General features: G+C 43.4%; 23 protein-coding genes. 16 read left to right on the forward strand and 7 right to left on the reverse strand.

Translation table 11 applies throughout. The features are described from left to right. Window positions 1-14: 14 nt before the first annotated feature. Window positions 15-1,061, reverse strand: coding sequence for a tRNA preQ1(34) S-adenosylmethionine ribosyltransferase-isomerase QueA (gene queA, locus V7R35_RS03930; protein WP_334013403.1), 1,047 nt, complete (start codon window positions 1,059-1,061; stop codon window positions 15-17). Between the two features lie 377 nt (window positions 1,062-1,438). Next, window positions 1,439-1,639, reverse strand: a complete 201-nt coding sequence (locus V7R35_RS03935; protein WP_334013804.1) for a DUF6471 domain-containing protein — start codon at window positions 1,637-1,639, stop codon at window positions 1,439-1,441. A 274-nt stretch (window positions 1,640-1,913) separates the two neighbouring features. Between V7R35_RS03935 and V7R35_RS03940 the strand changes: the two genes are divergently transcribed. The 12 genes from V7R35_RS03940 to V7R35_RS03995 all read left to right on the forward strand — a co-directional run bounded on the left by V7R35_RS03940 (window position 1,914) and on the right by V7R35_RS03995 (window position 13,625). Beyond that, window positions 1,914-2,303, forward strand: coding sequence for a DUF2170 family protein (locus V7R35_RS03940; protein ID WP_334013404.1), 390 nt, complete (start codon window positions 1,914-1,916; stop codon window positions 2,301-2,303). 24 nt (window positions 2,304-2,327) lie between these two features. Further along, window positions 2,328-3,008 (forward strand): PspA/IM30 family protein, encoded by a 681-nt coding sequence (locus V7R35_RS03945; RefSeq protein WP_334013405.1) that lies wholly within the window; start codon window positions 2,328-2,330, stop codon window positions 3,006-3,008. 208 nt (window positions 3,009-3,216) lie between these two features. Further along, window positions 3,217-4,242 (forward strand): potassium channel protein, encoded by a 1,026-nt coding sequence (locus V7R35_RS03950; RefSeq protein WP_334013805.1) that lies wholly within the window; start codon window positions 3,217-3,219, stop codon window positions 4,240-4,242. A gap of 12 nt (window positions 4,243-4,254) precedes the next feature. Next, window positions 4,255-4,899 (forward strand): YjfK family protein, encoded by a 645-nt coding sequence (locus V7R35_RS03955; protein WP_334013406.1) that lies wholly within the window; start codon window positions 4,255-4,257, stop codon window positions 4,897-4,899. A gap of 16 nt (window positions 4,900-4,915) precedes the next feature. Then, window positions 4,916-5,332: a DUF350 domain-containing protein gene (locus tag V7R35_RS03960; protein WP_334013407.1), complete on the forward strand. Its 417-nt coding sequence runs from the start codon at window positions 4,916-4,918 to the stop codon at window positions 5,330-5,332. Window positions 5,333-5,342: 10 nt separating this feature from the next. Further along, a complete protein-coding gene (locus tag V7R35_RS03965) occupies window positions 5,343-5,990 on the forward strand; it encodes a DUF1190 family protein (protein ID WP_334013408.1) in 648 nt (215 codons plus the stop codon). Window positions 5,991-5,992: 2 nt separating this feature from the next. Beyond that, complete coding sequence (locus tag V7R35_RS03970; protein ID WP_334013409.1) at window positions 5,993-7,159, forward strand: glutathionylspermidine synthase family protein; 1,167 nt, start codon at window positions 5,993-5,995, stop codon at window positions 7,157-7,159. A gap of 106 nt (window positions 7,160-7,265) precedes the next feature. Then, complete coding sequence (locus V7R35_RS03975) at window positions 7,266-7,805, forward strand: rhomboid family intramembrane serine protease (RefSeq protein ID WP_334013410.1); 540 nt, start codon at window positions 7,266-7,268, stop codon at window positions 7,803-7,805. Window positions 7,806-7,851: 46 nt separating this feature from the next. Beyond that, on the forward strand, window positions 7,852-8,553 hold the full coding sequence (locus V7R35_RS03980; RefSeq protein ID WP_334013411.1) for a VC0807 family protein: 702 nt from the start codon (window positions 7,852-7,854) through the stop codon (window positions 8,551-8,553). 154 nt (window positions 8,554-8,707) lie between these two features. Next, window positions 8,708-9,460, forward strand: coding sequence for an ABC transporter ATP-binding protein (locus V7R35_RS03985; RefSeq protein ID WP_334013412.1), 753 nt, complete (start codon window positions 8,708-8,710; stop codon window positions 9,458-9,460). 17 nt (window positions 9,461-9,477) lie between these two features. Further along, window positions 9,478-12,267 carry an ABC transporter permease gene (locus tag V7R35_RS03990; protein WP_334013413.1) on the forward strand — a complete coding sequence of 930 codons (2,790 nt, stop codon included), beginning with the start codon at window positions 9,478-9,480 and terminating at the stop codon, window positions 12,265-12,267. After that, window positions 12,264-13,625 (forward strand): lipocalin-like domain-containing protein, encoded by a 1,362-nt coding sequence (locus tag V7R35_RS03995; protein WP_334013414.1) that lies wholly within the window; start codon window positions 12,264-12,266, stop codon window positions 13,623-13,625. The genes V7R35_RS03990 and V7R35_RS03995 overlap by 4 nt, the downstream gene beginning before the upstream one ends. Before the next feature lie 13 nt (window positions 13,626-13,638). Here the strand turns inward: V7R35_RS03995 and glsB are convergent, their stop codons facing one another. From glsB to V7R35_RS04010, 3 genes are all read right to left on the reverse strand, one after another. After that, window positions 13,639-14,547 (reverse strand): glutaminase B, encoded by a 909-nt coding sequence (gene glsB, locus V7R35_RS04000; protein ID WP_334013806.1) that lies wholly within the window; start codon window positions 14,545-14,547, stop codon window positions 13,639-13,641. A 93-nt stretch (window positions 14,548-14,640) separates the two neighbouring features. Further along, window positions 14,641-15,990 carry an alkaline phosphatase gene (locus V7R35_RS04005; protein ID WP_334013415.1) on the reverse strand — a complete coding sequence of 450 codons (1,350 nt, stop codon included), beginning with the start codon at window positions 15,988-15,990 and terminating at the stop codon, window positions 14,641-14,643. 219 nt (window positions 15,991-16,209) lie between these two features. After that, entirely contained in the window at window positions 16,210-17,166 is a 957-nt protein-coding gene (locus V7R35_RS04010) for a chemotaxis protein CheV (protein ID WP_334013416.1), read from the reverse strand. A 351-nt stretch (window positions 17,167-17,517) separates the two neighbouring features. On the opposite strand from V7R35_RS04010, the gene V7R35_RS04015 reads away from it, so the two are divergent. The 4 genes from V7R35_RS04015 (at window position 17,518) to V7R35_RS04030 (ending at window position 23,824) form a co-directional block, all read left to right on the forward strand. Next, entirely contained in the window at window positions 17,518-19,113 is a 1,596-nt protein-coding gene (locus V7R35_RS04015; RefSeq protein WP_334013417.1) for an isocitrate lyase, read from the forward strand. 376 nt (window positions 19,114-19,489) lie between these two features. After that, window positions 19,490-20,434: a LysR family transcriptional regulator gene (locus V7R35_RS04020; RefSeq protein ID WP_159627081.1), complete on the forward strand. Its 945-nt coding sequence runs from the start codon at window positions 19,490-19,492 to the stop codon at window positions 20,432-20,434. A 98-nt stretch (window positions 20,435-20,532) separates the two neighbouring features. Further along, complete coding sequence (locus V7R35_RS04025) at window positions 20,533-22,716, forward strand: malate synthase G (protein ID WP_334013419.1); 2,184 nt, start codon at window positions 20,533-20,535, stop codon at window positions 22,714-22,716. Window positions 22,717-22,954: 238 nt separating this feature from the next. Continuing rightward, the gene (locus V7R35_RS04030) at window positions 22,955-23,824 is read left to right on the forward strand and encodes a patatin-like phospholipase family protein (protein WP_334013420.1); all 870 of its coding nucleotides are present in this window, start codon (window positions 22,955-22,957) and stop codon (window positions 23,822-23,824) included. A 75-nt stretch (window positions 23,825-23,899) separates the two neighbouring features. Here the strand turns inward: V7R35_RS04030 and V7R35_RS04035 are convergent, their stop codons facing one another. After that, window positions 23,900-24,922, reverse strand: a complete 1,023-nt coding sequence (locus V7R35_RS04035) for an NAD-dependent epimerase (RefSeq protein WP_334013421.1) — start codon at window positions 24,920-24,922, stop codon at window positions 23,900-23,902. Window positions 24,923-24,931: 9 nt separating this feature from the next. Continuing rightward, window positions 24,932-26,203 (reverse strand): Vi polysaccharide biosynthesis UDP-N-acetylglucosamine C-6 dehydrogenase TviB, encoded by a 1,272-nt coding sequence (tviB, locus tag V7R35_RS04040; RefSeq protein ID WP_334013422.1) that lies wholly within the window; start codon window positions 26,201-26,203, stop codon window positions 24,932-24,934. Between the last annotated feature and the right edge of the window lie 21 nt (window positions 26,204-26,224).

Raw genomic sequence — 26,224 nt, forward strand, 5'->3', positions numbered from 1 at the left:
TTGAGCGTGCGAGTTTATCCACGCTCAATAAACATAGAGTCGCCATAACTAAAGAATCGATATTCTTCGTTTATGGCCTCTTGATACGCATTCATAACGTGCTCTTTCCCTGCAAACGCACTGATGAGCATCATTAACGTAGATTCTGGAAGATGGAAGTTAGTAAACATCGCATCTACTACTTTAAATTCAAAGCCCGGATAGATAAAGATCTCGGTGTCTTCGTAGAAAGGAGCAATAACAGCTTCATCGCCGCGCTCACTGCTTGCTTTAGCTGCAGATTCTAGCGAACGTACAGACGTTGTTCCTACGGCAATGACGCGTTTTCCATTTGCTTTTGTGCTTATTACTACATCTACCACTTCTTGAGGAACTTCTGCATATTCAGCATGCATTTTGTGCTCTTGGATATTATCAACGCGAACAGGTTGAAAAGTTCCCGCACCAACATGCAACGTAACAAATGCTAAGTTAACGCCCTTCTCTTTTAGCGCCGCTAATATGCTATCGTCAAAATGAAGGCCTGCTGTAGGCGCAGCCACTGCACCCGGTTTTTCGTTGTAAACCGTTTGATAACGTTCTTTGTCTGAGTTTTCATCAGGACGGTCGATGTAAGGCGGTAATGGCATGTGGCCGTGTGCTTCAAGCAAACTTAACACTGTATCGTCGTGCTCAAATTGAAGAACAAATAGCGCTTCAGCGCGCCCTGTTACCGTTACATTTACCTTATCTTCCAGTATAAGTTTTGTGCCAGGCTTTGGTGCTTTGCTAGCGCGAACATGGGCAAGCGCTGTATTGTCTGAAGTAATACGTTCGATTAATACTTCTACCTGGCCCCCTGTTTCTTTTTTGCCTAGCAAACGCGCAGGGATAACTCGAGTGTTGTTGAAAACAAGCAGGTCTCCCGGTTCAACAAACTTCAGCATATCGGCAAACATGGTATGGGCAACATGCCCGGTTTTACCGTCAAGATGTAAAAGGCGACTAGCTGCGCGTTGCTCAGTTGGGTATTTCGCAATAAGCGCTTCAGGTAATTCAAAACTGAAATCAGATAACTTCATAATAAAAACAACACTATAGACCGTAAATTAATTCACTAACTCTCTAACGTTAAGAACACGTTAAGCTAAAATCACACCATTTCGTTACGCTTTTTCATAACGCAAAGCTCACTAAAACCAATAAAAAACCAATAAAATCAACCATTTATAAACAAAGCGTATAAATATCAATACCCTATTATAATGCCACATACGTCAAATCACTTTTCCTTGATAGCGCTTACAACCTTAAACGGTTAAGATGCGTACAGATAGTGATGATGTTCTCCCATAACATTCCTTATCATTCATACCCGGTGTTTGCTGGGTATTTTTTTGCCTGCACGTTCAACATCGTTTTCAATCAAAAACGATAGATACATAGTTTACGCATTTTATTACTGTAGGTCAGTTAAGATTTCTTCTAAAAGCGTAGAGTCTATTGGGCGCGCCTTCAGTACATACAATATCTGAAGCAATAAATCAGCGCCCATTATTCCTTTGTTCACCTTATTCCTTAAATTATCTGCACTTTGATCTATACCAATTTCTTCAAGCCGCTGGCTTAACGTTTGATATTTCACCCCTCGTACAGACATTTCACTTTTAACTACCCTTGCAACCGCTTGTCGCCACGCATTCTTTGTACTCAAATGGCACCTCTAAAAATATACAAATGTGACTTATAATTTACAAAAACACACTTTTTTACACTTATGGAGTGATTTTATATTGACGATTATGGCATATCGAGTCTACACTGCAAGTCTAGATATTGGCGTGTACAGAAATTGTCGTTACAGTAGGGTGTCGCGTTTTACTAAAATTCGACTTTCACACGACATCATCGCTTCAAAAATAAAGGAGAAAGCCATGAGCTGGGAACTAGAAAGCATCGAAACCTTGTTAAAAGAGGTTGATGACTTTGTGGTAACACGAGAAGAAAACTGCTTACTAATAGCTAATCAAGACGGCATTGACGCCTGGCTAGCCATAAGTGGTGAGCAAATTTTAGTGGAAAGCTTATTGTTTGCAGCATCAGAGGTAAAGGATAAGCCTGCATTAGATCATGAAATATTGTCATCACACATGGTATTCCCGCTTACAACAGTGGGTATATCTACTATTAATGGCGAAGAATACTACACCGCTTTTGGCGCACTCAGTGCACAATCAAAAGCCGAAAGCATTGTAATTGAAGTAGAAACGCTGTTTCAGAATGTTGCGTCGTTTTTAGATGCATACGAAACACACCTTAACTAATAATTTACTTCTAAGGAGAAGCAAATGTCTGTGTGGAAAAAATTAGTAACAGCAGTGAAAGGTGGTGCAACCGAAGCTGCGCAGTCAGTGGTAGACAGCCAAGCTATTCGCATTCTGGAACAAGAAATACGAGAAGCAAAAGAAGAGCTTCGCAAGTCAGATCACGCTCGTACCCAAATCTTGGCTAAATGCAAACTATCTCAGCAAAAAGTAGACAGCTTTGATAGTTCTATTGCGGAATACGAAGCTCACGCTCGCAAAGCAATAGATACTGATCGACAGCTAGCCTTAGACTGTGCCCAGAAAGTGTCGGAACTTAAAGAAGAACGCGACCAAGAACAGGCGTATCTTGATCAGTTTAAACAGTCTGAAAAGCAACTTGCTCAAAACATACAACAAGCAAAAGCTAACCTTCGCCGTTTAGAACAGCAGGTTGATATGGTAAAGGCAACGGAAAGCGTTCAAAAAGCACAAGTTGCCGTATCATCGCGACACATGGGTGCGAATAGTAAAATGAAAACGGCTACTGAATCGCTGTCTCGTATCCAAGAAAAACAAAAAATGCGAACTGCAGAACTTCAAGCAGCTGAAGAGCTTGCAACCGAAGAATCAAGCAGCGATTTAGAAAAACGTTTGGCGGAAGCAGGCATTAAAGGCGGTAAAACATCTGCCGACGATGAGCTAGCACGCATTTTAGGTAAATAAGTAATACTCCGGTTGTGAAAGCACCCGGGCAAAAGGAGCCTTCGGGCTCCTTTTTTGTTTGTTACCTTATGAAAAGTGGTTAGGAACAATGGTTTGTTACACATAAACCATAGACAAGCTCCCAATATTCGGGGCACAGTAACATAACGCGAAAAAAGGGCTTTTGGGTAATATGTCTCCGTCTCCATGGATTAAGCTGCGCAAAATAATGTTGAAGCATTTTGCGGAGTCTCGCTGGTACACAATATTAGGTGCCACCGGTTTTTACGCAGCCTCAAGTTATTGGCTTCTTTATGCTGCAGGCGAGCATGACCTTATTGGCAACGTCGACTTCATTTATTGGCTTGCAGTAACGGCATCTACTGTAGGTTATGGCGACCTCTCCCCTTCCTCTTCGGCGGGGAAAATTGTTGTAGCACTTTACGTTATACCGCTTGGATTAAGTATATTCGCTATGGTTATTGGGCGAATAGCAGCTTGGGTTACAGGACAATGGAAAAAAGGGCTAATGGGTATGAATAGCTTGCACCTAGACCAGCATATTTTAGTAATTGGATGGAATGAGCAGCGCACAATGCTGCTGTTAGATTTATTAATACGTGAACGCGATGCAATGCCAGAACGCCCTGATATTGTGTTGTGTGTGAAGAAAGACATTGAAAATCCTATGCCAGGCGTCATTGAGTTCGTTAAGGTTGACTCTTTCAACAAAGATGAGGACATGGATAAAGCGTGCGTGGCTGAGGCAAGAACAATACTTATCGATAACCCGCAAGACGATGTCACCATGACAACCGCATTATATTGCGCAAAACGAAATCCAGAAGCGCATCAAGTAGCCTACTTTGACGACGACAGCCTTGTTGGATTGCTGCAAGATCACTGCCCTAGAGTAGAATGCACGCCAAGTGTGGCCGTTGAAATGCTAGCAAAAGCCGCCTTCGACCCGGGTTCGAGTATGCTTCATCACGACTTATTAAGTGTTGAAGATGGGCAGGCGCAGTTTTCAGTAAAAATTCCTGAAAACAGCCCTACAATTTCAGTAGCAAAGCTTTTTATTAATTTGAAGCGCAAGCATAACGCTATTTTTATTGGCTATGCCCCTAACGCCAAAATAAAAGAAATGGTAGTAAACCCGCCGCTAGAAGAAACGCTAAACGCCGGTGACACACTGTTTTACATAGCCGAGCACCGTATTAATGCCATCAATTGGTCGTCGTTAGACGCAGACTAAAAGGCTATTTCTATGTTTAGTAAACTGTTTAAAAAGTCGACGCCCAGTAAGCCGAAAGCGCCAGAAATTATGGGGCTGTACCTTGGTGGTTCATTTGAGCTAGATAATTTAAAAATGTCGCTTATAGAGCCAGAGCTTACCATTGAAGGCGCCGCACGTTCCCAGCTTATTCAAGCCGTAGGTGAAGCTCCTCTTGATACAGGCGGCACATTACTACGTTTTTACACCGACGACGACGCATTTCTGCAAGTTGTACTGGACGGCGGTACTACCGAAAATCACATCACAGATGTAAAGCTTTGGCACTTTTATGACACGCAAACCATTGGCAGTAGTGCGCAGTGGAACGACTGCCTGAAAAACCTTATTAGTAAACCAACTTATGAATTAGACGGTAAAGTGTTTACTCGTGTTTGGGAAGCCGTTGGTGAGGAATCTCCACCAGTAGCCGTAACAGAAACCACCTATGAGGAAGACGGTGACGTAAGTAAAACAGATCAGTTCATGATGCTTTACGAACGCCCGCTAGATAATGAGCGTGTAGAAACATTGCTGGTTGTTGGCGAAGAAAAACAAGTTGGTAATAATATGGATCGATGCCTGGTAATCTCAACAGGCTTCGATATTCAACCCGCAGATATAACAATTAACGGTTAAGAAAAAAGGATTATCTATGGAAACCATTATGCATTCACTGGCTGGCCTTGGAAGCTTCGCACTGTATTTCGGCCTGTCTATTGTCTTTCTTTTCATCTTTAAATTAGCTTACGCGCTTGTTACGCCGCATGATGAATGGAAGCTTGTAAAAGAAGAAAAGAACGTTGCAGCTGCTATTGGATTTGGCGGAGCCATAATTGGATTTGCCATTGCCTTAGGTGGCGCTGCATCGAACTCGGTTGCATTGCTTGATTTTGCGGTATGGGCACTCGTTGCGTTAATTGCGCAGTCACTTGCATTTGCCCTTCTGCGTTTTAGCTTTATGCCTAAAATTGCCGAGCGCATTAACAACAACGAAGTATCAGCAGGTGTTATGCTGGCCAGCATGTCAGTTGCGGTTGGCTTGTTAAATGCGGCTTGCATGACCTACTAGGGGCGCGCTGATGACTGAACTAAAACACAATATTAATGAAGCGCCAAGAAAGCTTAAGCGAAGTAAAAACATCGACTTAACGCGTATGCGTAAAGCGTTCAGTATTAAACCTATTGCGCTTAGTGTGGCCAGCGTCATGTTAAGTGCCTGCGGTGCAGAACGTGAAGATGCGACTATTTATACTTCACTTGAAGACTGCAAGCAGGACTTCCCAGACGCTATTGAACGTTGCGAAGCGGCTTATCAAACAGCCGTTGATGAAGCCATGCGTACCAGCCCGCGGTTTAATTCAGAATATGACTGCGAATATGAGTTCGGCCCTAACCAATGCCAGTATGTAAACAACAGCAGCGGCAGCTTTTTCATGCCGTTTATGGCTGGCTATATGGTTAGCTCACTATTATCGCCTAACCGATATTACTCTCAACCACTATATACATCGTATTCGTATAACTCTCCTTTCCGTTCACGCTGGATTACCGCAGATGGTTATGTGTTTGACGGCGATATACGAAAACGTAACTATCGTGTTAATAAAGACGTTTATAAGCCTAAACCCACTGTAAACCGCACAATGAAACGCGGCGGCTTTGGCAGCAGCGTTCGCGCGAAGTCATCTTGGGGCAGCAGTGGCCGTAAAGGCGGCTGGGGCGGCTAACTATGTTTAGAATGCCATGCCAGCCAAGAAAGGGCTGGCAGCAGCTGGCTAATGAATTCGGTTTTCACTTTCATACTATGTATGGCGAGCCTTACTGGGACGAAAGTGCGTATTATCAATTTACTCTCGAACAAATTGAAGAAGACTTAGAAGACCCTACTGCTGAGCTCCATCAAATGTGCCTGGCCGTGGCCGACGAAGTGGTTAACAGTGAATCACTGCTTACACAATTTGGTATTCCTGAAGCACACTGGGACACAGTAAGAAACAGCTGGCTTCAAAGAGATCCCAGCTTATATTCACGCCTTGATTTGGTTTACAACGGAAAAGCGCCGGCAAAACTGTTAGAGAACAATGCAGACACACCGACCAGTTTGTACGAGTCTGGCTTTTGGCAATGGCTGTGGCTTGAACAAAATGTTGATAGTGGGAAGCTTGCTCGCCATGCAGATCAATTCAACAGCTTACAAGAAAAGCTTGTCCATCGTTTTAAAGAGATAGCGCTGCACTATGGTATTAACCAACTGCATATGGCGTGTTGTAAAGATACCGTAGAAGACCGCGGTACTGTGCAATACCTTCAAGACTGCGCTAAAGAAGCAGGGCTTACCGCTGATTTTGTTTATATTGAAGACATTGGCCTTGCTGATACTGGTGTTTTCACCGACTTACAAGATAACCCAATAACCGATTGTTTTAAGCTTTATCCTTGGGAGTTTATGCTTCGTGAGGAGTTTGGCAATGTACTTGACGATGCCAATGTTAGTTGGTTAGAGCCAGCGTGGAAGTCAATTCTGTCTAACAAGGCCTTGTTGCCACAGCTGTGGAAACGCTTCGAAGGCCATCCCAACCTGCTTCCTGCTTACTTTGCAGAAGATATCAAAAACAATGCGTTGTCAGGAAAGTGGATTAAAAAACCCCTATTTTCCAGAGAAGGTGCCAATGTGTCGCTCATCGAAAATGGCGTAGAGAGTGAATTAAGTAGCGGCCCGTACGGCGAGGAAGGCTTTATTATTCAGGCATTTGAACCATTGCCTGTTTTTGAAGGTAATCATACACTCATAGGAAGCTGGCTTGTTGATGATATGCCTGCGGGCATTTCCGTAAGGGAGGATAAGTCTGCCATAACGCAGGACTTATCGAGGTATTTGCCGCATATCATCCTGTAGCATCGTTTATCGCAGCATCATTTCTAAAGGCTGTGCATCATATAATATCGCACGTAGTGCCACACGTTTTTGCGGTGCTTTAACTGGTAGTAAAGAGGAAATCGAAATGAAGCCACTCTCTTTTCAAATAAGGGTTTTATTAACATTAGGTGCGTTACTTATTGTTATTGAAGTGGCGAATATCTTAACAGGTAATGCCCTTAATCAGTTTGGTGTTGTGCCGCGCTCATTGTCGCACTTGCCCTATATTTTTACTGCGCCATTTTTGCATGGCACGCCTACCCATTTAATGGCAAACCTTGTGCCGTTGTTATTGTTTATGTGGTTAACCATGCAATGGGGAAGACGTACTTTTCTGATAGCTACACTCAGTGCCTTGATCATTGGTGGCTTAGGCGTGTGGCTATTCGGGCGAACGGCCACACACATTGGCGCAAGCGGCATGGTGTATGGTTATTTTGGTTTTCTTGTACTCGCCGGTTTTAGAAGCAAAAAAGTCAAATACTTGCTTATTTCGTTATTAGTGGCTGCGCTTTATGGAGGAATGTTAGTTGGTGTACTCCCTACGTCGAAGTTTATTTCCTTTGAATATCACTTATTTGGCTTTATTGGCGGTTTAATTGCCGCATGGCACTGGGCACGATAACTCGTTTCCGTATAATTGAACCCAAGACTTAACATTTAAAGTAACTATGTCAGCAGTACAACAACCTACACAAAAGAACCAAGGCTTTTTTGGTAACCTTGCGTTTAATATTATTATTCCCGTGGTGCTAATGAGCTACGCAAGCTCTGATGAATATTTAGGGCCAGCGTGGAGCATCGTAGCAGCTTTGAGCTTTCCGATAGGCTATGGCTTGTGGGATTTAAAAGCATCAGGAAAAGTAAACGGCTTTTCTATTTTAGGCATAATAAGCGTGCTGTTAACCGGCGGTTTTAGTCTGCTAAAACTTCCCGCGGAATACATCGCAATTAAAGAAGCAGCAATTCCCGGAATAATAGGCATTGCGGTATTGGTCACTCAATATTCCAACAAGCCACTGGTTAAAATGCTTATTCTTAACGACCAAATCATTAATTGGCCGCACCTTAACGCAGTGCTCGATGCAAAAGGCAAGCAATCTGAGTTTAAGAAAAAAGTGGCGGTTAGCTCTTACATTGTTGCAAGCTCGTTTTTCTTATCCTCTGCACTTAACTACATTTTGGCAAAAATAATTCTAGTGAGCGAGCCTGGCACTACCGCCTACACCGAAGAGTTAGGCCGTATGACAGCGCTAAGCTACCCAGTAATTGTTATACCCAGCATGATATTGCTAATCGCAGCACTCTGGTATTTGTTCGCTCAAATAAAGAACATTACTGGCGAAGAGCTAGATAACTTTATAAACCAATAAAAAAGGGCCTAATGGCCCTTTTTTATTGCGCTTACATTTCTTACTTTCTAACTGCTGCAAGCACCGTGTTCCCATTCAAACATAAGTAAACAAAAAGACCGTCGAACACGTAGTAGTAATGTCGTTGTAACTTATCGCTTTGTAAGTACTTTCTATGCTGCTCATCAATAATTTAGTAAAAACATTTTCAACTGACGCCGCTCCGTTGCTCAACAACATAAACCTTCAGGTTGAACAAGGTCAGTCGGTAAGCATTCAAGGCGCTTCAGGGTGCGGAAAGTCAACGCTTCTGTCTTTAATCGCTGGCTTCGATAGTGTTACCAGTGGTTTGATATCAGTAGGTGGTTTGCAAATTACACCAAATGCCACAACGCACGGTCAAACAAATCCCGAGCTAGCAACGCCCAAGCCCATAAAGAAAAGCGCACGTAAAGTGCAAAGCAAAAAAGCGTTAGATAACTTTCGTAAAAACCATTTAGGGATTGTGTTTCAAAGTTACAATTTGTTTGACTGTTTTAACGCGTGGGACAATATCGCTTTTACCGCTCGGCTTAAAGGAAACTACGATAGCGCCTTTCAAAAAACATTAATGCAGCAGCTCAATATTAGCGACCTTGCTAAAAAGCCGTTGAACGACCTGTCTGGCGGCGAGCAACAGCGTTGCGCCATTGCCCGTGCGTTGGTACATCGTCCTTCTCTGGTGTTGGCCGATGAACCAACGGGTAATTTAGATGAGGCCACCAGTGAATTTGTATCAGCGCTGCTGTTTGACACCTGCAAAACAACAAACACCTCACTGATTGTAGTAACGCATAGCAGCGACGTTGCAGCACTTGCAGACAAGCCAATGCATTTACACCAAGGCAAACTTTTAGATGCCAAGCACCAACCTTTACTTTCGGTTTAGTGGGTTAGTTACCCCTTATGCGCGCTTTTAACCTAACGCTTTTTACCTTACTTGCCATGGCCAAAAAGCGGCCGTGGGAACCTTTACTGATCATGTTAGCCATTATGTTGGCTAACGCGGGATTAATTACCGTTTTACTTATAAACGAAGGTGCGTCGCAAGGTGCACTGCTTCAAAGCAATTCATCGGTATTATCAGGGCAAATAATAAAACCTAGCGACGGACAAGAAGGCTTTACCAAAAACGATTATGTAAGGTTACGCAAAGCGGGCTTTACTTCGCTTATTGCCATGGCAGAACGGCAGGTAAATGTTGCCTGTGGTTCAGATACCACTAGCTCAGATTCTGATAGCTTTGATGCCGATACAAAAAGCACGCTTAGGCTTGTAGGGGTGGATTATCAACCACTGTTAGGCAGTGCTTTTAGTGAGCTCACGGCATCACTTTTTAACAGCACATCAACAACCAATACCGCACAAAATCAGCTATTGAGTAACGCGGCGCTAATACACCCTATAACGTCGGCCAAGCTGGCGTGCGATGACTTACTTACTATTCGCACTCCTACTGTTAGCCCTCCTATTATAAGTACTCTTGCCACTCGCACTAATGAGACACTGCAAAATCAAAAGCTCAAAAAGGTAGTAACTACTCGCATAGAGCAAGGTGTAATGCTGGTAGCAATGAGCCAATTTTACAGTGCTGGCATTACCGAAGAGTCTACTCCACTCTCTGGCTTTGTTTCAGTTCATACGCTAACTGCCGAAGACATTTCGAATATTCAAACACTGTTGGGCAATCAAGTAGTACTACAAAGCACCTCGCAGCAAAACGAAACAGGCTCGCTACCACAAAGCTTTAAACTAAACCTTTGGGCAATGAGCGCCCTGATGGGCGTTGTAGCATTATTTATAGTACTAAATGCTATTAACTTGATGTACCGCACTAGGCTTCCCAACATCGTACGACTTCGCCAGCTGGGTATTGGTCAACGAGAATTGCTAATAGCGTTGTATGCCGAACTTTTATGTTACTGCATAGTGAGTGTTCCAGCGGGTATGGCAATAGGTTTTTATGCTGCATCGGCGCTTTCCCCAATTATCAGCGGTACTTTTTCTTCATTGTTTAATGCCGTATTTATAAACCCCGACGTAAATCTGCTTTTCTTGTTTGCCCTTACGTTAAGTATTACTTTTGTTTCGCTGCTGCTTTTTGCGGTGAAGCCAGTTTCACAGTTAACCAATGCGCTCACACCTAAACGTGTGAGAAGCGTAAGAACGCTCTCAGTAAGAACAGCGGCGCTGTGCACTGCTGCAGCGATCGCCGGATTAATCACGATACAGCAGACAGTGCATAATACGGGTATGGCATTGCTGTTTGTTGCTGCTTTGCTGTTGTTGTGTTGCTCTTTAGTGCTGCTTTGGCTTCCCCTACTTGCTAAAAGCCTTGCTGTTGTTGCCCCCAAATCATGGCCTGTTTTTCATTTTGTAATGGCGAACATGCATTTACTCTCGGGAAAAACAAAACTCGCAGTGTGCGCCTTCTTTATTGCCCTTACCGCTAATATCGGCATGAACACCATGACAGATAGCTTTCGGTCTGCCACTGAACAATGGCTGGACCAACGGCTTTATGCACCTTTTTACCTTTATACTAATCAACCGCTTTCAACAATTTCTCTTCCCAGTAACGCACAAGTAACACCATTACTTCGGGCACAAGGCACGACAACTTTTCAAGGGAAAGAGGAAGATAGAGTTTCTATTAGTAGCTATCCCACTCACGTCTCGGGAAGAGAGGCGCTGGTTGTGGATTTCGCACAGCCCAATGCCTGGAAGCGTTTTGTAGAAGGTCGAGGCGTTTACATTAATCAGCAGCTCGCGTTTGCGTTAGGTATTTCAGTGGGTGAAACCCTGACACTATCGAACGTAACGTATCACCCCCAAAATAATGAAAACCGAAGTGTGGTAAAAGACAAGGAAAATGTAGATGACATCCAAGGCGCTATCGATGACATTTTCACTTCACCTGTTACATGGACTGTTCTTGGCGTATACCCAGATTACGGCAATTTAAATGGCCAACTTCTAGTGCCGTTGCCGTTTTTTAATCGTGTCGATACAGCAAGTGGTGATGCGCTCTTCTCGGGTGTCATCGCAATCCACAGCAGCTCAGAGTACGAAATCACTGACACCAATACGGTAAATCACTCAGTAAGTGATTCGGAAGGTAGTACGGTAAGTCATTCACCGAAAAATACAGTAAGCAATACAGCATATGAAAGCAGCGTTGTAACTAAAAGCGACATTGAAAGCGCTTTAAAACTGAATACAAAAGAAGATGCAGGCCAACTTTTCTCTCAGCAAGAATTAATGGCGCTGTCTTTAAATACATTTGATAAAACGTTTGTACTTACCGATGGCTTAAATATTACCACCTTGCTAGTCGCCGGTATTGCCTTTGCAGTTTCACTTACGGTGCTTACATTAGGGAATGCAGCGCAGCTTTCTGTATTGCGTGCACTGGGTGTTACTCAGCTAAAAGTAAAGGCAGTATTATTTATTCAATACTTGCTGCTGTGCATAGTAACGGCTCTACTCAGTGTTCCGTGCGGTATTTATCTGGCGTATGTATTTATTAACTTGGTAAATCGCTATGCCTTTAACTGGTCGTATTCGTTAAGTATTAACGTACAAGTTATTGCCACCAGCGTAGGCGTATCGCTATTAATTATCTCGCTAGTGTTACTGCTTCCGTTGGGCAAACTGAAGCCTAAGATAGATTTAAGGCAGGATACTCAGCTATGATTTTCACCTCATGCAGTAAAACGATAATAAGAGTCCGCGAGCGCGTTTTTGAATTGAAATATGTGGCAGGAACAGCACTAGCCATACTACTAAGTTTGAAGTGGATACAAGTACCTTCTGCCCTTTTATCGGTTGTCGTTCTGCTGATGTCTTGCTCTGAACAAAACCAATCTAACAACAGCGAAACAAATGTAGGCCCCACCTCATTTTTTGGCAATATGCCTAGCAATAATACTGTGAGTAACGCCGCATCAGTACAGCGCAACACACTGCTTAAACTGCCTGAAGATCATAAAAGCCATCCCGAGTTTCAGCTTGAATGGTGGTATCTCACTTTTGTACTTGAAGATGAAAACGAAAATGAATATGGCATGCAGTTTACGCTTTTTCGTTTTAGTGAGGCTTTTGAAGGTGGCTTTGAAGGTGGTTTTGAAGCTGGTTTTGAAGAGCAAGACACATCTAACTCGCCCCAACATGCGAGTAGTTGGTCAAATTCACAACAATGGATGGGGCATGCATCACTTCATTCTAAAGACGAGCATTTTTTTGAAGAGCGCTTTGCTGCTGGCGGCGTAGGTAATGCTTATGTAAACACAGCGCCATTTGAAGCAGTTATCGATGACTGGAGCTGGCAAGCTAACAACACTAACGCCGACTTATTTCCATCATCGTTAAGTGTCACATTTCCCCAAGCGGTCTCTAGCAACACTAGTGCATTTCTTCAACTTACTGCTAACGGCCCCTACATCAAACAAGGTGACGATGGGTATAGCAAGAAAACCTATGACGAGCGCCTTAGGTCATATTATTACAGCCAACCATTCATTGAAGCGAACGGCACGCTTGTAGTTAATGGAAAACAGATAACAGTAAAAGGGCTTGGCTGGTTTGATCACGAATGGACAAGTCACCTTGCCAATAGCGAGGCCATGGGCTGGGATTGGTTTTCTCTTCATTTTGATAATGGCGACAAGCTAATGGCGTTTCGGATGCATGCAACGAAAAAAGATGCAGAAAAAGAAGCAGAAGGAAACGTAAGTAATACAAGCGATACAGGCAGTGTGTCGGAAGTTTTTACAACGGCTAGTTTTATAAGAAAAGATGGGCGCAAAGAAACCCTAAATGGCGATGAAATATCTATTCAGCCTGAAAAAACATCTCTCATTACCTCTAACAACAAGGAGCACAGCGTACCCACGAGTTGGCGAATATCCATTCCTTCAAAAGAAATAAACCTGCTAACCTCGCCATTTAAAAAAGACCAGTGGAATCCTAGTTTATTTCCCTACTACGAAGGCAGAATTGACGTAACTGGTACACACGGTGGCACTGGGTTTATGGAGCTTACCGGTTACTAACCGTTTAAAAAGGCTAGTATATTGACCAGTTTATTCGCTCACTTAACGATGTAAGTGCTGCAACCCCAAGCTGTGAATTACCTACGCTGTTTAACGCAGGCGAAAATACACAAATAGAAAAACGCCCGGGCACAACGGCAACTATACCACCACCTACACCACTTTTACCTGGCAGCCCTACTTTAAACGCAAAGCTTCCAGCTTCGTCATACATGCCGCTTGTTGCTAAAAGCGCATTAACTTGTTTTGTTTGGTAAGGGCTTAGTACCTGTTCACTGGCACATGATGAAAAACCCGCATTGGCTAAAAAGCTTGTTGACCGCGCCAAGTCTTCGCAACTCATCTCTAGTGCACAGTTATGGAAATAGTTTCGTAGAACATCTTCCACTTCATTGTCGAAATTGCCATACGCCTTCATTAAATAGGCCATGGCAGCATTTCTCGAGCGGTGCTCGTATTCAGATTCTGCCACCACCTTATTGACCACAATATCGCCATTGCAAGATAGCCTTCTTACAAAATCGCGCATAGCTATATGTGGTGATGCGAAACGCGACTGCACCATATCACTCACCACCAATGCACCGACGTTAATAAATGGGTTTCTAGGAATACCGTTCTCATACTCCAGTTGCACCAAAGAGTTAAAAGGTAGCCCAGAAGGTTCGCAACCTACGCGCTCCCACATTTCCTCACCGTAGTGGTTTATAGACAAGACCAAATTAAATACTTTCGAAATACTTTGAATAGAAAACGGTACGCCTGCATCGCCAATAGATGTTATCTGACCTTGTGTATCGCATATGGCAATACCAAACTGCCTTGGATTTACCGAAGCAAGTGCGGGGATATAGTCAGCCACTTTTCCCATGCCAAGCATAGGCTCTACTTCGTCATAGATATCTTGTAGCAAGGTATACATTTCACTATTCATCGTATAATTCTTCTCCTCCCTATAAAGCAAAAGCGCCCGTTAAGGCGCTTTCAACAAACAACACTATTTAAGTATTTATGATTAGTGCTTTTTATCAAGCAAAGTGAATATTTTTTTAGCAATATCAGTGTTATCAATTTGGCCCATAAAGTTTGTGTATCCAGCACCAAATGCAAACACTTCTACATCAACACCGGTATGGCCGCCGGTTGTCCAACCTGTATTGGTTTTGGCGTCAAGAAATGCTTTAACTGTTGTAAAGCGGCTTCTGTCATCTTGGTTTGCAACACTGGCAAGGGTGGCTAACTCATCTTCTGTTAGCGACAAGCCCAGCATTGATGCCACATATTCTTCAGGCTTTTCTTCGTTCGGCATTGCCATAGCAATTGTCATCACCGAGGCCTTTAAACCCTTAAGGTGTTCAGGGCTCCAGCGATAATCGCCATTAGCACCAATAGTTAACCCACCCGTGCTGTGATCGGCAGTTAGAACCACCAATGTGTCAGGATTCTTAGTTACGTAATCGCGCAGATATTCTAGCGTAATGGCAAGGTCGTGCATTTCTGCCATTGCTGATGCAATATCATTTGAATGTCCTGCCCAATCAACCTGACTTGCTTCAACAAGCAAAAAGAAGCCATTGTCGTTTTCTAAATGCTTTATGGCATTTTTAGTAAGATATTGAAGACGGTTTTTCTTTTCATCATCAAGTACAGCAGGCAATGCCACTGGTGCAAACAAGCCCAGCACGTTACTACCTGCTGGTACCTTTTCTAATGTTTCGTACGTGTCTACAAATTGGTAATTGTTATCAGTAAACTGCGCCGCAATATCTCTGTCTTCACGCTTAAAATAAGACGCACCGCCCCCAAGCATTACGTCTGCAACAAACTCACCATTTACTCGAATATCAAAAAAGTCTTCTGCAATGGCATTGTAGTTTTTACGGCTTTCATTATGTGCAATATAAGATGCAGGGGTGGCATGAACAATTTGTGAAGTAACCGCAAGGCCTGTGCGCATGCCTTTGCTTTTTGCATAGTGCATTACTGATTTCACTGGCTTTTTATTTACGTCCACACCAATGGCACCATTATAAGACTTTATGCCAGTAGCGAGTGCAGTCGCCGCAGCGGCCGAATCTGTGACATAGCCTGAAACCTGTGCAGGATAGGTTGACGCATTCCCAACTAAAATGTCATCGAACACTACATTTTCTATTACAGGCGTTGAAGGGTCGTCCATGTAATTGCGATAAGCCGTGGTGTACGCTGGGCCCATACCATCAGCAACAACCATAATAATGTTTTTTGGTGTATTTACTTCTGAACCAGCGGCTGCAACGGGGTCACTTTTTGTTGAGCCACAGCCTGCTAAAAACGCAGCCGACGCACAGCTTAACAGCGCTGTACGTAAGAAATTTGTCATCATTTATACTTCCCTGAGTATTTCACTTGTGGGCAAAGGTATTTGATATTTGCCAATTGCAAATGTAAACCTGAGCGCCATTGCTACAATAATTTTCGCATAAGTGTAAAACACACAGCGTTTCACCTCAAAGGTTTAACTAAAATAAACAAGGGTTATTACAAGGAAATTAAGACCAAATAGTCTTATGATGATGGAAGTTTAATATCCGCAAACGTTCTCTTACTTTTTGGTATCTAAATATTCACGCATTCTTTGCTGCGCTACATCCACTAACATATCGGGTTGGAATTTTGATATGAAACGATTACACCCTACCTTTTCAACCATGGCATCGTTGAAACTTCCACTAAGTGAAGTATTCAGAGCAATAAAAAGGTCGCTCATACGTGGGTCACTGCGCACCTCTGCCGTCAGACGGTAACCATCCATCTCTGGCATCTCCGCGTCAGTGAACATCAACAGTATCTCATCCGATGGGCGTTTACCTTCATCTGCCCATTTTTGAAGTAGTGCCAGCGCTGCAGCACCGTTTTTACGCTCAATAATTGATACGCCTAATTGCTCTAGCGTGTCTTTAATTTGCTTACGGGCGGTGCTTGAGTCGTCCACAATCAACACTTTCTTACCTACGAAGTGATTTACAATTTCGGTATCCAGCACCTCTTCCGATATTGAGATATCGTAATCGATGATTTCAGCAAGCACTTTCTCAACATCTATTATCTCTACCAGCTCGGTTTTACCTTCAATATTCACCTGAGTGATAGCGGTTAGATAGTTTGATTTACCAATGCCATTTGGGGGGGGCTGTATGTCCCCCCATGATGTATTCACAATGCTTTTCACTTCGCCAATGATAAAGCCCTGCACGCTGCGATTGTATTCAGTAATTATCACATTTTTGGCGAAGTCGTCGGCAACCGAACCGCGCATTTTTATTGCTTGGCGAAGATCAATAATAGGAATTGAGCTACCTCGATAGTTCATAACGCCTCGAAGGTTGTAGTGAGAACCTGGCATCATGTTTAGTTTTGGAACGTTGATAACTTCCTTGATTTTAAAAACGTTCATGGCAAAGACGTGACGCGTGCCAAGCTGGAACATCAAAAGTTCAAGCCTATTTTCACCCACAAGCTTGGTTCTTTGATCGACAGACGACAATACACTGTTACTCATACCACTCACTTTTCTTTAAAAATCAATACACTCGGATCATATCCGACCAGTGCGCGACAATCTACAGGGCGTTTGCACTAATAGCTATTACCCTTTCATCTAATTGCCAGCTCAAAAACTAAGCGCCTCTTATTTATTCCTTACACTTAAAGCGTAGACAAAGACTTCTGGTTTAACACCTTTTCGTACAACGCATCGCTACAACATTCACAAAATGAATGGCGGCAATGCTGATTATATATTTCTCTTATTCGAATTCGCACACTAGGATGAAATGGAACTAACGGGAACGCCCCAAAGCGTAAACGCTAATAACGTTAAGTATTTTAATTATAGTCGGGAGAGACGCTCATGTCGCAATATCAACAAGACATTGATAACTTCGCCACATTAAAAGCAGCACAAAAAGGAACTTGGGAAGGTATTAACCCAGAGTTCGCTGCTCGCATGAAAATTCAAAACCGTTTTAAAACGGGCCTAGACATCGCTCGCTATACTGCAAGCATCATGCGTAAAGACATGGCTGAATACGACGCAGATTCGTCTCAGTACACACAGTCTCTTGGTTGCTGGCACGGCTTCGTAGGTCAACAGAAAATGTTGTCTGTTAAGAAGCACCAAGGCACTACTAATAAAAGCTATCTATATCTTTCAGGTTGGATGGTAGCAGCACTTCGCTCAGAATTCGGTCCACTTCCTGACCAATCAATGCACGAAAAAACGTCTGTATCTGCCCTTATCGAAGAGCTATATACATTCCTTCGTCAAGCAGATGCACGCGAGCTAGGTGACCTTTTCAATAAGCTAGACGACGCTAAGAAAAACGGCGGTGACGTAGCTGCTATCCAAGCAGAAATTGATAACTACGAAACTCACGTTGTACCCATTATCGCAGACATCGATGCAGGCTTTGGTAACGAAGAAGCAACATACCTACTTGCCAAGCAAATGATTGAAGCGGGTGCCTGCTGTATTCAAATCGAAAACCAAGTATCAGACGCTAAGCAGTGCGGTCACCAAGACGGTAAAGTAACGGTTCCACATGAAGACTTCCTAGCTAAGATTAACGCTGTACGTTACGCATTCCTTGAGCTTGGCGTAGATGAAGGTGTTATTGTTGCACGTACCGATTCACTAGGTGCTGGCCTTACTCAAAAGATCCCTGTGTCTACGTCTGAAGGTGACCTAGCAGCACAGTACAATGCATTCCTTAAGACCACTGACGTGGCGGGTGCGGATGACCTAGCTGAAGGCGATCTAGTGCTTAAGCAGGGCGGCAAGCTTGTTAAGCCTGAGCGTCTTCCTAACGGACTATTCCGCTTTAAAGACAACACTGGTTTTGACCGCGTTGTTCTAGACTGTGTAACCTCTCTTCAGCACGGTGCAGACCTACTTTGGATTGAGACTGAAAAGCCTCACGTTGGTCAAATTGCGGAAATGGTTAACGAAATTCGTAAAACAGTTCCAAACGCGAAGCTTGTTTACAACAACTCTCCATCGTTCAACTGGACGCTTAACTTCCGTCAGCAAGTATTCGATGCTTGGACTGAAGAAGGTAAAGACGTATCTGGTTACGACCGTGCGAAGCTTATGTCAGCTGACTACGATGACAGTGAACTAGCTGCAGCGGCAGATGAGAAAATTAAGAGCTTCCAAGCTGACGCAGCACGTGAAGCGGGTATTTTCCATCACCTTATTACACTACCTACATACCATACTGCAGCATTGTCTACTGACAACCTTGCTAAAGGGTACTTCGGTGAAGAAGGTATGCTTGCTTATGTTCGCGGTGTTCAGCGTCAGGAAATCCGTCAAGGTCTTGCGTGTGTTAAGCACCAGGCAATGGCAGGTTCTGACCTTGGTGACACACACAAAGAGTACTTCTCTGGTGACGGTGCACTGAAGGCGTCTGGTGAAGACAACACAATGAACCAGTTTGACGTTTAATAACGCGTAAAACACTTTACTGGAAAGCATCCCAACCTTTCCACGGGGCACCTTCGGGTGCCCTTTTTCGTTAAGGTACACTGAAAGTGTTTTAACAGCACTGCGTGAATACTATAAATCGCGAATATAAATAGTGGTGTCTTCTGACGTTCAATGGAAATTCACCTACAAATATTCACTAAGATTATGCGTTTTAATGCATGTGATATTTTGCACAAGCTGAAAGATATAGTTCGAGAAATAGCCAAATGCATAAAAATCAAATACTTAAAATAAAAACAAAAACTTACAATAAGACTAAATGCTTATCTGACAAGCGATACAAAATTGCGTACAATAGATACGTTTAATTAGATTACTGAAGAGCATTAGAACAATGAATATAGCGAAGGTCGATCTTAATCTATTGGTGTATTTAGATGTGCTTCTACGAGAAGGAAGCGTAACAAAAGCTGCAAACCAATTAAGCATTACGCAGCCTGCAATGAGTAACGGCCTTAAGCGCCTTCGAGATTTGTTTAAAGATCCGCTACTTGTTCGCACTAGCGATGGCATGACGCCAACTAAACGCGCACTTGAACTTCAACCTATCATTCGCGATGTACTCAGTCGTCTAGAAAGCTCTATTCAGCCAGAAACTGACTTCGACCCACTTACCAGTGATAGAACGTTTCGTATCATGACCAGCGACTACGCGGAAAGTACACTCCTGCTCGAGCTTGTTGGTAGATTAGCGGACCTTGCGCCGAATATTACGCTAGATCTTATCACGCCGAGCGATGTGACATTCCATGACGTCGAACAGGGCAAAGTAGATATGGCAATAAACCGGTTTGACGAACTACCGCTTTCCTTTCACCAAAAGGTGATTTGGTACGACACTTTCAGCTGTGTTATGAGTGCCGACCACCCGCTGGTAGCGAAATGTGACCTTGATGGTTATCTTCGCGCTCAGCATATATGGGTAAGTAAAACAGGCTTTGGTGTTGGGGTTGGTATTGACCCTAACGAAGTACAAAAGCTAGGCTGGGTTGATGCAGAACTTACTAAAATAGGTAAACAACGCGCCATTCGCGTATTTACACGTCACTACCACGCCGCACTTCAAATAGCGAAAAAACAGAAACTGATTGCAACCCTTCCCAGTAAAGCAGCGCGCCTGTTTAAACACGACCCAGATGTCGTCATTAAAGAGCCACCATTCGACATTCCACCTATCGCACTAAAAATGGCGTGGAGCGCGCTTTTACACCATGATGCAGGGCACATTTGGTTGCGCCGACTCATCAGCGATGTAGCAAGTGAGATGAATGCCGGCTAAACATTCACAAAATATATGGCAAAAATACAAACCATAAATTAAAAAACTACCTCTATTCACACTACACTGAAGCAACAGAGAAATGTATAGAGGTAGTTATGCAAGGATATATCACTAGAGGCCGATTACAGGTTGCCGAACAGCTCGACAACTTTATCAACCAACAGGCGCTCCCCGGAACAGGCGTAGAACAAGACGCTTTTTGGAAAGGTGCAGAAGCCCTCTTCGCAGAATTCATTCCACAGAATCGTGCGCTTTTAGAAAAGCGTGAACAATTGCAGCGTGCCATTGACGATTACCACAAAGCCGGCAACCCGGTTAACTGCAATGAATACAACGAGTTTTTAAAAAGCATAGGCTATTTAGTAGAGCAACCATCAGCCGTTGAAACTACTACCACCAACGTTGACCCAGAAATTGCCACCATGGCAGGCCCACAGCTTGTGGTGCCTATTAACAATGCTCGCTACGCGTTAAACGCAGTAAATGCACGCTGGGGTAGCTTTTACGATGCGCTTTACGGCACAGACGTAATTAGCGACGAAGGTGGCGCTGAAGCAGGTAAAGCATACAACCCAGTGCGTGGCGCAAAAGTAGTGGCGAAAGCAAAATCATACTTAGACGACATGATCCCACTGGCCAAAGGCAAACATGCCGACGTGGTGGAATACAAAATTGAAAGTGGCAAGTTAGCCATTAAACTGACTGACGGAGATGTCACGAGCTTAGCGAACATTGAGCAATGGCAAGGCTACCAGGGCGACGTTTCAGCACCATCAGCGCTACTTTTCCGTCATAACGGCCTTCACTTTGAAATTCAAATTGACCCTACACATCCTATTGGTGAAAGCGACCCAGCAAGCGTGAAAGATGTTCTTGTGGAAGCAGCCTTAACCACCATTATGGACTGCGAAGATTCAGTGGCAGCGGTTGATGCAGAAGACAAAACCTTAGTGTACAGCAACTGGCTTGGCCTGATGAAAGGCACGCTTAGCGTAGAAATGACCAAAGGCGGCAAAAAGATAGTGCGCGCCATGCACGAAGACAGAGCCTATTCACCATCTGCTCACGCAAACACGGATGAGCAGCTTACCCTTTCTGGTAGAAGCCTTATGTTCGTGCGTAATGTCGGTCATTTAATGACTAACGACGCAATATTGTTTGACGGTGAAGAAGTGCCGGAAGGCATTATGGACGGTATTGTTACCTCACTTATCGCTAAACACGACTTGCTTGGTAATAGTAAATTCAAAAATAGCCGTGAAGGCAGTATTTATATCGTTAAGCCTAAAATGCATGGCCCAGAAGAAGTGGCTTTCTCAAACGCGCTATTTGGTAAAATTGAAAGCATTATTGATGTACCTGAAAATACATTGAAAATGGGCATTATGGATGAAGAACGCCGAACTAGCGTAAACCTTCAGGCATGTATTGCAGAAGCTGCTTCAAGGGTTGTGTTTATCAACACAGGCTTCTTGGATAGAACCGGTGATGAAATCCACACCTCTATGCTCGCAGGGCCATTTGCTGAAAAGGCAGCGCTAAAAACAATGCCTTGGATTGCTGCTTATGAAACTGCAAACGTAGCAGTAGGCCTTCGATGTGGACTATCAGGCAAAGCCCAAATAGGTAAAGGCATGTGGCCTATTCCTGATGAGATGCAAAACATGATGAATGCGAAAATAGGTCACCCTAAAGCAGGCGCAAACACTGCTTGGGTACCGTCACCTACCGCAGCTACGCTGCATGCTTTGCATTACCATGATGTTAATGTATTTGACGTTCAGCAGGGGTTAGATGCATCGTTCGATGGGCTAAGCGACATATTAACTATTCCACTGCTTGAAAATGACGCTTCAGCACTGACACGCGACAGCATTAAGCGAGAAATTGACAACAATGTTCAAGGTATTCTTGGTTATGTTGTGCGCTGGGTTCACCAAGGTGTTGGATGCTCTAAAGTACCAGACATCAACAACGTAGGTTTAATGGAAGACCGCGCTACGCTACGTATATCGTCACAGCATATCGCTAACTGGCTCGAGCATGGCATCGTAAGTGTTGACCAAGTAAAAGAGTCTCTGGCGCGTATGGCGGTTTTAGTTGACGAGCAAAACGCTGGCGACCCTGAATACATTCCTATGGGCCCCAATCTTGATAACTCAATTGGTTTCTTGGCGGCAAGCGATCTTATCTTCAAAGGTAAAGAGCAGCCAAGCGGTTATACAGAGCCATTGCTTCATGCACGACGTCGCGAGATGAAGGCCAAGCTGGCTAGCTAGTTATGTAATTTAGCTGACTAGTTGCGTCTGCAATAACGTTTTAACCTCAAAAGCCCGCGTAATACGTTACGTGGGCTTTTTGTTACATTAATCGGCCTTGTTTAAAAATCGTTCCTGTTTGCTAACCCTTTTTGATTCATAGTTATTAAATTCAAACTTTAGACTAAAGACCATTGTTACTTTTTTGCCGTAAGAATGGCTATCTACTATGCTCTAAATATGAATATGGAGCCTTTCGATGCAGCTAATTAGCCCTGCTTTAAGCAAAGTAACCACGTCCATCGTGCCTATCTTCTCTGGAGGCGGCACGCGGCTAAGTGCACACATTGGAATCATAAAAGCCTTACACGACATGGACTTTTCATTCGACACGTTAGTAGGTGTATCAGGGGGTTCGATAGTCGCATCTTTATACGCATCAGGACGAACTGTTGAAGACATGCGTGAACTAGCACTCGCTACCGATTTCAAACAATTTACCGAATTCTCATTGGTGCGTTTATTACGCGAAGGTGGGCTTTCATCTGGCGATGTTTTCCAAAGGTGGATAGACATGCAGCTAAATGGAGCGGTATTCGACGAATTACCTTTAGACCTTAATATCCTTGCCACAGATGTAAACGGCGGCGGGCCTGTTTTGTTTAACAAGAAGACATCGCCTCAAATGAAAGTGTCAGAGGCAGTACGCTATTCAATGTCTATACCGCTGATTTTCTCTTTCAAGCCGTTTAAAGAACACCTTTTAGTGGACGGTGCGATCCTATCAGAAGATGCATTGTTTGAAGACTGGCGAGGCGACGGCACACCGTCAGTATGCTTTAGGCTCCAAAGCACAATGCAAAAGCGTAAAGCTATCAAGAAAAACTTGTTACAACTACCTCAGTATATCAGCATGCTTATTCGCACTTTTATGACGGCTATTTCGAGGGAGTACGTAAACGCCAAATATTGGCATAACACCGTAGTGGTAAATACGGGTGATATTTCGGCGGTAGACTTTACGCTTTCGCCAGAAATTAAAAACTCGCTGTTTGAACTTGGCTATACCACCACAAAAGAGTTCTTGCCCAAGAAATATGCGGGTTTTACCTCGACCACGCTTTTATAAATACCTTAAAACTAAAAAAGGTGCTTAGTAGCACCTTTTAAAATATGAACCTGAGCAGATAAGCAGCGTTGTCCTTTACGCCTTTATATCGTAAAAACCCCTATACCAATCTACGAAAGCTTTAACGCCGGTTTTAACGTCAGTGCTTGGCTTGTAGCCTGTATCTTTCACAAGAGATGACACATCAGCATAAGTATCTGGCACATCGCCTGGCTGCATTGGCAACAGTTCTTTCTTGGCTTCTACGCCAAGCGCGTCCTCAAGCGTCTCAATAAACTTAAGAAGATGTACAGGTGTTTGTGCACCAATGTTGTAAACCTTGTAAGGCGCTTTACTGCTGCTAGGGTCTGGATTTGCACCATCCCAATTTTCATTGGCAGTCGCGACTTTATCAAGTGAACGCACAACTCCTTCTACAATGTCATCGATGTAAGTGAAATCTCTACGGTGATTACCGTAATTAAATACCTTAATTGTTTCGCCTTCCAGTATTGCCTTAGTGAACTTAAACAGCGCCATATCTGGGCGTCCCCACGGGCCGTATACCGTAAAAAAAAGCAGGCCTGTTGTAGGCAAATTATAGAGATAGCTGTAAGTATGAGCCATCAATTCGTTTGCCTTTTTAGTAGCCGCGTAGAGTGACACAGGTAAGTCGACATTGTCGTTTTCCGAGAAGGGCATCTTTTCATTGGCACCATAAACCGAACTTGAAGACGCATACACCAAGTGTTCAACATTATTATAGCGACAGCCCTCTAGAATATTTCCAAACCCAACGACATTTGAATCAATATAAGCACTGGGATTTTCAAGAGAATAGCGCACACCTGCTTGTGCAGCTAAGTGCACAACGCGGTCGAACTTATGCTCTTTAAAAAGCGATGCCATTTTATCACGCTCTTCTACGCCCATTTCAGTAAACGAAAATAGACTAGCTGCGTTTGAACCTTGCAAAGAGGCTAAACGGGCGTACTTCAAGTTAACATCATAGTAATCGTTTAAATTATCGATACCAACAACCTCATCACCGCGGTTGATAAGGTATTGCGATACAGCTGCCCCGATAAAACCACCTGCGCCGGTGACTAAAATTTTCATAGTTTAAAACTACAATCGCATATCAGTGATTGTTTTATCGAACATATATTTAATGTCAAAAATAATAGAGTTTTGCTTGCAAAAAGAACGCAGTTTTTTATCGGAAAAAGCCTTGAACTCACTGTGTGCGACAGCAGCAATAATTGCATCATACTTTCCTTCTTCAATGGTGTCTTTGAGCTTTAGTCCATACTCTTTTTCCAATTCTATTGCATTTGCCCAAGGGTCATAAATGTCGAGGTTAACATGATAATTTTTTAAATCCTCAGCAATATCTACTACTTTTGTATTGCGAATGTCCGGACAATCCTCTTTGAATGTTACGCCGAGAAGCAGGACATTAGCGCCATTGACCATAATTTTGCGGTTTAGCATAGCCTTTACTAGCCGTGAGACCACGTATTCACCCATACGGTCATTAACACGTCTACCTGCAAGTATTATATCTGGATGATGACCAAGTGCTTCAGCTTTGTGAGTAAGATAATATGGGTCAACTCCGATGCAATGCCCTCCAACGAGTCCTGGTCTAAAGGGCAAAAAGTTCCATTTACTTCCAGCCGCTTGTAATACTTCCTCAGTGTCAATACCAACTCTAGCAAAAATCATGGCGAGTTCATTTATTAAAGCTATGTTTAGGTCTCTTTGCGCGTTTTCGATTACTTTAGAGGCTTCTGCAACTTTGATAGACGATGCTTTGTGTGTTCCAACCGTTATTATTGAGCGGTAAAGACTATCAACACGGTCAGCTGTCTCATCATTGCTACCTGAAGTCACTTTAACAATAGATTCGAGACGATGTTTCTTATCACCTGGGTTAATGCGTTCCGGTGAATACCCTGCAAAAAAATCTTTATTCAGCAGAAGACCGGAATATTGCTCAAGAATTGGGATACATACCTCTTCGGTTGCACCTGGATACACCGTAGACTCATATATGATAGTCATGCCTGCTTCGAGCACGGTGCCAATCATCTCACTGGCTTTTTTTAGAGGAGTCAAATCTGGTTGCTTATTACTGTCGATTGGAGTAGGAACTGTAACAATGACAAAATCACATGCTTTGATTGATTGTGGGTCTGAAGTGAACTGAAGTGAGCGTGCACTAGACAACTCTTGCGGGGTTATCTCTCGCGTATTATCAAAGCCTTCCTGTAGCTCCCTTACTCTGTCCGTGTTTATGTCCAACCCAATCGTTTTGTATTTTCGACCAAAAGCGACAGCCAAAGGTAACCCAACATAACCTAAACCAACAATTGCTACTTTTATTCTACTATCCATACTTTTTAAACCCTACTCGCT

Source organism: Alteromonas sp. S167, assembly GCF_036864375.1.
Taxonomy (GTDB): Bacteria; Pseudomonadota; Gammaproteobacteria; order Enterobacterales; family Alteromonadaceae; genus Alteromonas.

Coding starts and splice junctions, on each gene's coding strand:
- queA (WP_334013403.1), bottom strand. CDS start 1,061: ATGAAGTTATCTGATTTCAGTTTTGAATTACCTGAAGCGCTTATTGCG.
- V7R35_RS03935 (WP_334013804.1), bottom strand. CDS start 1,639: ATGTCTGTACGAGGGGTGAAATATCAAACGTTAAGCCAGCGGCTTGAA.
- V7R35_RS03940 (WP_334013404.1), top strand. CDS start 1,914: ATGAGCTGGGAACTAGAAAGCATCGAAACCTTGTTAAAAGAGGTTGAT.
- V7R35_RS03945 (WP_334013405.1), top strand. CDS start 2,328: ATGTCTGTGTGGAAAAAATTAGTAACAGCAGTGAAAGGTGGTGCAACC.
- V7R35_RS03950 (WP_334013805.1), top strand. CDS start 3,217: ATGTTGAAGCATTTTGCGGAGTCTCGCTGGTACACAATATTAGGTGCC.
- V7R35_RS03955 (WP_334013406.1), top strand. CDS start 4,255: ATGTTTAGTAAACTGTTTAAAAAGTCGACGCCCAGTAAGCCGAAAGCG.
- V7R35_RS03960 (WP_334013407.1), top strand. CDS start 4,916: ATGGAAACCATTATGCATTCACTGGCTGGCCTTGGAAGCTTCGCACTG.
- V7R35_RS03965 (WP_334013408.1), top strand. CDS start 5,343: ATGACTGAACTAAAACACAATATTAATGAAGCGCCAAGAAAGCTTAAG.
- V7R35_RS03970 (WP_334013409.1), top strand. CDS start 5,993: ATGTTTAGAATGCCATGCCAGCCAAGAAAGGGCTGGCAGCAGCTGGCT.
- V7R35_RS03975 (WP_334013410.1), top strand. CDS start 7,266: ATGAAGCCACTCTCTTTTCAAATAAGGGTTTTATTAACATTAGGTGCG.
- V7R35_RS03980 (WP_334013411.1), top strand. CDS start 7,852: ATGTCAGCAGTACAACAACCTACACAAAAGAACCAAGGCTTTTTTGGT.
- V7R35_RS03985 (WP_334013412.1), top strand. CDS start 8,708: ATGCTGCTCATCAATAATTTAGTAAAAACATTTTCAACTGACGCCGCT.
- V7R35_RS03990 (WP_334013413.1), top strand. CDS start 9,478: ATGCGCGCTTTTAACCTAACGCTTTTTACCTTACTTGCCATGGCCAAA.
- V7R35_RS03995 (WP_334013414.1), top strand. CDS start 12,264: ATGATTTTCACCTCATGCAGTAAAACGATAATAAGAGTCCGCGAGCGC.
- glsB (WP_334013806.1), bottom strand. CDS start 14,547: ATGTATACCTTGCTACAAGATATCTATGACGAAGTAGAGCCTATGCTT.
- V7R35_RS04005 (WP_334013415.1), bottom strand. CDS start 15,990: ATGATGACAAATTTCTTACGTACAGCGCTGTTAAGCTGTGCGTCGGCT.
- V7R35_RS04010 (WP_334013416.1), bottom strand. CDS start 17,166: ATGAGTAACAGTGTATTGTCGTCTGTCGATCAAAGAACCAAGCTTGTG.
- V7R35_RS04015 (WP_334013417.1), top strand. CDS start 17,518: ATGTCGCAATATCAACAAGACATTGATAACTTCGCCACATTAAAAGCA.
- V7R35_RS04020 (WP_159627081.1), top strand. CDS start 19,490: ATGAATATAGCGAAGGTCGATCTTAATCTATTGGTGTATTTAGATGTG.
- V7R35_RS04025 (WP_334013419.1), top strand. CDS start 20,533: ATGCAAGGATATATCACTAGAGGCCGATTACAGGTTGCCGAACAGCTC.
- V7R35_RS04030 (WP_334013420.1), top strand. CDS start 22,955: ATGCAGCTAATTAGCCCTGCTTTAAGCAAAGTAACCACGTCCATCGTG.
- V7R35_RS04035 (WP_334013421.1), bottom strand. CDS start 24,922: ATGAAAATTTTAGTCACCGGCGCAGGTGGTTTTATCGGGGCAGCTGTA.
- tviB (WP_334013422.1), bottom strand. CDS start 26,203: ATGGATAGTAGAATAAAAGTAGCAATTGTTGGTTTAGGTTATGTTGGG.